Annotated in this window: 4 protein-coding genes; 2 read left to right on the top strand and 2 right to left on the bottom strand. The window is 62.3% G+C overall.

Annotation, left to right across the window (positions count from 1 at the left end):
• Both DYI42_RS23185 and DYI42_RS23180 read left to right on the top strand, forming a co-directional pair.
• A partial coding sequence (locus tag DYI42_RS23185; RefSeq protein ID WP_213549395.1) for a YihY/virulence factor BrkB family protein occupies positions 1-926 on the top strand: 926 nt, incomplete at its 5' end.
• A 643-nt stretch (positions 927-1,569) separates the two neighbouring features.
• A complete protein-coding gene (locus DYI42_RS23180) occupies positions 1,570-1,686 on the top strand; it encodes an entericidin, EcnA/B family (RefSeq protein ID WP_213549394.1) in 117 nt (38 codons plus the stop codon).
• 916 nt (positions 1,687-2,602) lie between these two features.
• Here the strand turns inward: DYI42_RS23180 and DYI42_RS23175 are convergent.
• Together DYI42_RS23175 and lepA are read right to left on the bottom strand one after the other, a co-directional pair.
• A complete protein-coding gene (locus DYI42_RS23175; RefSeq protein ID WP_213549393.1) occupies positions 2,603-2,836 on the bottom strand; it encodes a DUF2442 domain-containing protein in 234 nt (77 codons plus the stop codon).
• Positions 2,837-2,969: 133 nt separating this feature from the next.
• Positions 2,970-4,769 (bottom strand): translation elongation factor 4, encoded by a 1,800-nt coding sequence (lepA, locus tag DYI42_RS23170; RefSeq protein ID WP_213549392.1) that lies wholly within the window; start codon positions 4,767-4,769, stop codon positions 2,970-2,972.
• Between the last annotated feature and the right edge of the window lie 188 nt (positions 4,770-4,957).

Raw genomic sequence — 4,957 nt, 5'->3', positions numbered from 1 at the left:
GCCCCGCCGTCATCGCCGCCCTCAAGCGGGTCTGGGGCAACCTCTCCCGCCACCACCTCTCCACCCTCTCCGCCGGCTGCGCCTTCTTCGGGCTGCTCGCGGTTTTCCCCGCCATCGGTGCGCTGGTGATGATGGCGGGCATCGTCATCCAACCGGCCGAACTCGCCTCGGTGCTCGATGAAATCGCCCGCGCCCTGCCCGAAGAGGCCGCCACCATCATCACCGACCAGGTCTCCAAGATCGTGACCGACGAGAACACCGCCCTCTCCGTCGCCCTCGGCCTCTCGCTCGCCATCGCCATGTTCTCCGCCTCTGCCGGCATCCGCACGCTGATGGACGGGCTGAACGCGGCCAACAGCGAGCAGGAGCAGCGCGGCATCATCCGGCTCTACCTCACCTCCATCCTGCTGACGCTGATGCTGATCCTCGGCTTCATCCTCGCGGTGGGCGTCATCGTCGCCACGCCGATCCTGCTCCAGGCCCTGCGCGTCGCGGGCTGGCTCGACTGGCTCGTGAGCACCATCCGCTGGCCGGTGTTCTCTCTCTTCATGCTCGCGGGCATCGCCCTGATCTACCGCCACGGCCCCTCCCGCGCGCCCGCCCGCTGGCGCTGGATCTCGCCCGGCGCGCTCACCGCCACGGTCATCTGGATCGCCGCCTCCATCGCCTTCTCCGCCTACGTGCGCAACTTCGGCAACTACACCGAAACCTACGGCACGCTCGGCGGCGTGGTGATCCTGCTGACATGGATGTGGCTCTCGGCCTTCATAGTGCTGCTCGGGGCCGAGCTGAACGCCGAACTCGAACGCGCCACCCAGGCCGACACCACCACCGGCCCGCCCAAACCCATGGGCGAGCGCGGCGCCCACCCCGCCGACACGGTGGTGCCGGTAGAGGCAAAAAATCGCAGGTCAGAGACCACCTGAAGCCTACATTCCTACCGCTCCGCAGGCACGGCGCCGCCCCGAAACGCAGAAGGCGCCACGGCAGAGCCTGGGGCCCCGACGCAGCGCCTTCCTGAACAGGCCGGCCTCGCGGCCTTTCTGTTCGCATGCAACCGGCCTCGCGGCCCCTGCATGAGCGGGATCACCCTTTCGGGCGTCCCCCCACCGGCTGCGGCTTGCGCCCCATCCGGCCAACGCGATGTCTCGCCCGCCGCCTTCCCGGTCCGGCCTCTATGAGACCTTTCCGTTTCGGCCGGCGCACAGCCCTTGCGAACCCGTTGCTCTCAACACGACCCGGCCCTGGGTTCCCCTTGCGGGTCCCCCGTCGCCTTGCCGCTCCAGCCCCGAAGGCCACCGCGCCCCGCTCCGGGTCTTGCGACCCCTTGCGTTAACAAAACCGTCACACTTGCGGGGTGAGTCGGGCAAGGCAAATTTAGGTCCGATCCGGAATTTCTTGGGGATAAGATGTTGGAAAGACGTGTGAATAACCTGTGCGCAACCGCCTTTTGCCCCACGATCCCAACAGCTTGCCGCGCGACCCTCCGCCACGAATTTTCCGCCCCGGATTCCCACGCCCGCGCCAAAGTGCTACCGTCCCGAAAAACAAACGCCCCGGAGCAGCCCCATGACCCGCATCACCCTGGCCCTCATCGCCCTCACCCTCCTCTCCGCCTGCGAAACCGTGAAGGGAGTCGGGAGGGACGTGACAAACACGGCGGACGCTGTGCAGAATGCGTTTTGAGCGATGGCGTGGTCGTCGTCTTTGAGCGCCCGCCCTCAAACCAACGCTTTTCCAATCTTTCGATACATCTTACAGAGGACGGTGGCCGCACCTCGATTAAGGCTCACGTTTCGGAGGTTTTTTTGACAATCGAACTTGGGCACATAGTTATTACTATTGGTTCTCTAATAGTTGCTCCGCTTATTCTGGTTTATGAAGAGCGTATCGGACATCCTGCGAGAAGGGTTCACTTTATTTCGGCGCCTCTAATGATGGCGCTCGTGCTTCTATTCATTCGTCACGACTTCCTGTCAGGTGGAATGCCCTACGTTCTATTAGAAAACGTTGGTGCCCCCTATCAATCTTGGCTGAATACTAGAAAGCCAGTTGTCCTTTTTGAATTCTAAAAGTTAGTGTTCCCGAAATCGGGAGAATGCCACAATGAAATTTTCGCGTTGGGGCCTTAGGCGGACCACACCAACAGTAGTTCATTCACGATCTCGTCTTCGGGCCTTCCCAGCAAGACAGAAAACTTCTCGATTAATTCTCCATAGCTATCGGCTTCATGCTCATACTCGTCCAACATAAAGGAAAAGTAAGAGCCTGAGAGTGTATCAGAACCTGGTTGATAGGCTTTTAGGCGACGAACGGGAATGAGCCGGTCAGAAGTCCGAAGCTCGTATTTCTCTACAATTATGTCAGATTTCATAGTTTCCTTCAGTTTCGCCGTTTAATGACAATACTCAATGACCTGCCGCAGGGTGAGCGAAGCCTGCCGTACCGTCAACGGTTGTTACTACTTGCTCTACCGGTACTCCAACTCTTGACCCCTACCCTCCCATTCCCTCAAACTCCTTCCATCCCCACAGGGAGGCACGTCACGCCCGAAGCAATCGGGAACATGATCTAGACCGCCATCAAGGCCCCGGAAGCAGCCTCACTCCACCGCCACCCCCGGCACTTCCTTCGCCAGCAGCCTGGCCACCGAGATATCCTCGTCTAGCCCTTTCCAGTGCAGCCCGAAGGGTGAAATCTCCACCGCCGCCCGCTCTTCCGCACTCGCCCCGAGCAACCGAGGCAACCACGCCAGCGGCACGCCAATGGTGCGCCCGTCCTCCAGCGCCACCCACATCGCGTCGTCGTCGAAGTTTACAGAAGTTGCGCGAGCCATGTCTGTAGGGTGGGTGAAACCCACCAGTCGGTCAACGGTGGGTTTCACCCACCCTACAAGCAATGATCCCCGGTGTGGGCACGCAGTTTTCTACGAAAACCGCTTCCGCCCACCCGCTCTAAAAATGGACAGCCTAGCTGTCCATTTTTAGAGCGCTAATAAACGCCTCCTGCGGGATATCCACCTTCCCGAACTGGCGCATCTTCTTCTTGCCGGCCTTCTGCTTCTCCAGCAGCTTCTTCTTCCGGGTCGCGTCGCCGCCGTAGCACTTCGCCGTCACGTCCTTCCGGAGCGCACTCAACGTCTCCCGCGCAATCACCTTGCCGCCGATGGCCGCCTGGATCGGGATCTTGAACATGTGGCGCGGGATCAGGTCTTTCAGCTTTTCGCACATCGCCCGCCCGCGCATCTCGGCCCGGTCGCGGTGCACCATCATGCTCAAGGCGTCCACCGGCTCGTCGTTCACCAGCACCGACATCTTCACCAGGTTGTCCTGCCGGTAGCCCGTCATCTGGTAGTCGAACGAGGCATAGCCCTTGGTGATGCTCTTCAGCCGGTCGTAGAAGTCGAACACCACCTCGTTCAGCGGCAGATCATAGACCACCATCGCCCGGCCACCCACATAGGTCAGGTCCAGCTGGATGCCCCGCCGCTCCTGGCAGAGCTTCAGCACGTCGCCAAGGTAGTCGTCGGGCACCAGGATCGTCGCCTTGATCCGCGGCTCCTCCACGTGGTCCACGTAGGTGAGGTCTGGCATGTCGGCGGGGTTGTGAAGCTCCTTCATCTCCCCGTCCTTCATGTAGAGGTGGTAGACCACCGAAGGCGCCGTGGTGATGAGCTCGATGTCATACTCGCGCTCGATCCGGTCGCGGATCACTTCGAGATGCAGCAGGCCAAGGAAGCCGCAGCGGAAGCCGAAGCCCAGCGCGGCGCTCGTCTCCATCTCGTAGGAAAAGCTCGCGTCGTTCAGCGCCAGCTTCTCGATCGCATCGCGCAGGTCTTCGAACTCCGCTGAATCCACCGGGAAGAGGCCGCAGAACACCACCGGCACCGAGGGCTTGAAGCCCGGCAGCGCCTTGTCGCAGGGTTTCTTGTCATGGGTGATCGTGTCGCCCACCTTGGTGTCGCGCACCTGCTTGATTGAGGCGGTGAACACGCCAATCTCCCCCGGCCCCAGCTCGGCAATGTCCTTCATCGCGGGCCGCAACACCGAGAGCCTGTCGAGCTTGTAGGTCGCCCCGGTCTTCATCATCTTGATCTGGTCGCCCTTGCGGATGACCCCGTCCATCACCCGGATCAGCACCACGACGCCGAGGTAGATGTCGTACCAAGAATCCACCAGCATCGCCTTCAGCGGCGCGTCGCGGGTGCCCTGGGGGGCAGGCAGGCGCTGCACGATGGCCTCCAGCACTTCGGGGATGCCGAGGCCGGTCTTGGCGCTGATTTCCACCGCCTCGGAGGCGTCGATCCCGATTACGTCCTCGATCTGCTCCTTCACCCGCTCCGGCTCGGAGGCGGGCAGGTCGATCTTGTTGAGGACCGGCACGATCTCATGGTCGGCATCAATCGCCTGGTAGACATTGGCCAGCGTCTGCGCCTCCACCCCTTGCGTGGAATCCACCACCAGCAGCGAGCCTTCCACGGCTTGCATGGAGCGGCTGACCTCATAGGCAAAGTCCACGTGGCCCGGCGTGTCGATCAGGTTCAGCACATAGGTCTCGCCATCCTGCGCCGGATACTCGATACGCACCGAGTTGGCCTTGATCGTGATGCCTCGCTCGCGCTCGATGTCCATCGCGTCGAGCATCTGCTCCTTCATGTCGCGTTCGGCCACCGTCCCGGTGAGCTGGATCAGCCGGTCGGCGAGGGTTGATTTCCCGTGGTCGATATGGGCGACGATGGAGAAGTTGCGGATGTGCTTGAGATCGGTCATCCGGCTCATATGCTGGGGTTTCCGCGCCCCGTCAAGCGGGCGCGAGGGGGCTGGAAGCGATGTGATGCCGCCGCAGTATCCGGCGCCACGGCCGGCCCGCCCCCCGGGCCCGCTGCGGCGCGGCGGCCCTGCGCGCTCCGCGCGCGTCCGGCCACCGCTAACCGCCCGTTAACCGCCCCGCCCTATGG

It is taken from the genome of Vannielia litorea (assembly GCF_018424695.1).
GTDB lineage: Bacteria > Pseudomonadota > Alphaproteobacteria > Rhodobacterales > Rhodobacteraceae > Vannielia > Vannielia litorea_A.
This window is presented reverse-complemented; position numbering and strand designations above follow the sequence as displayed.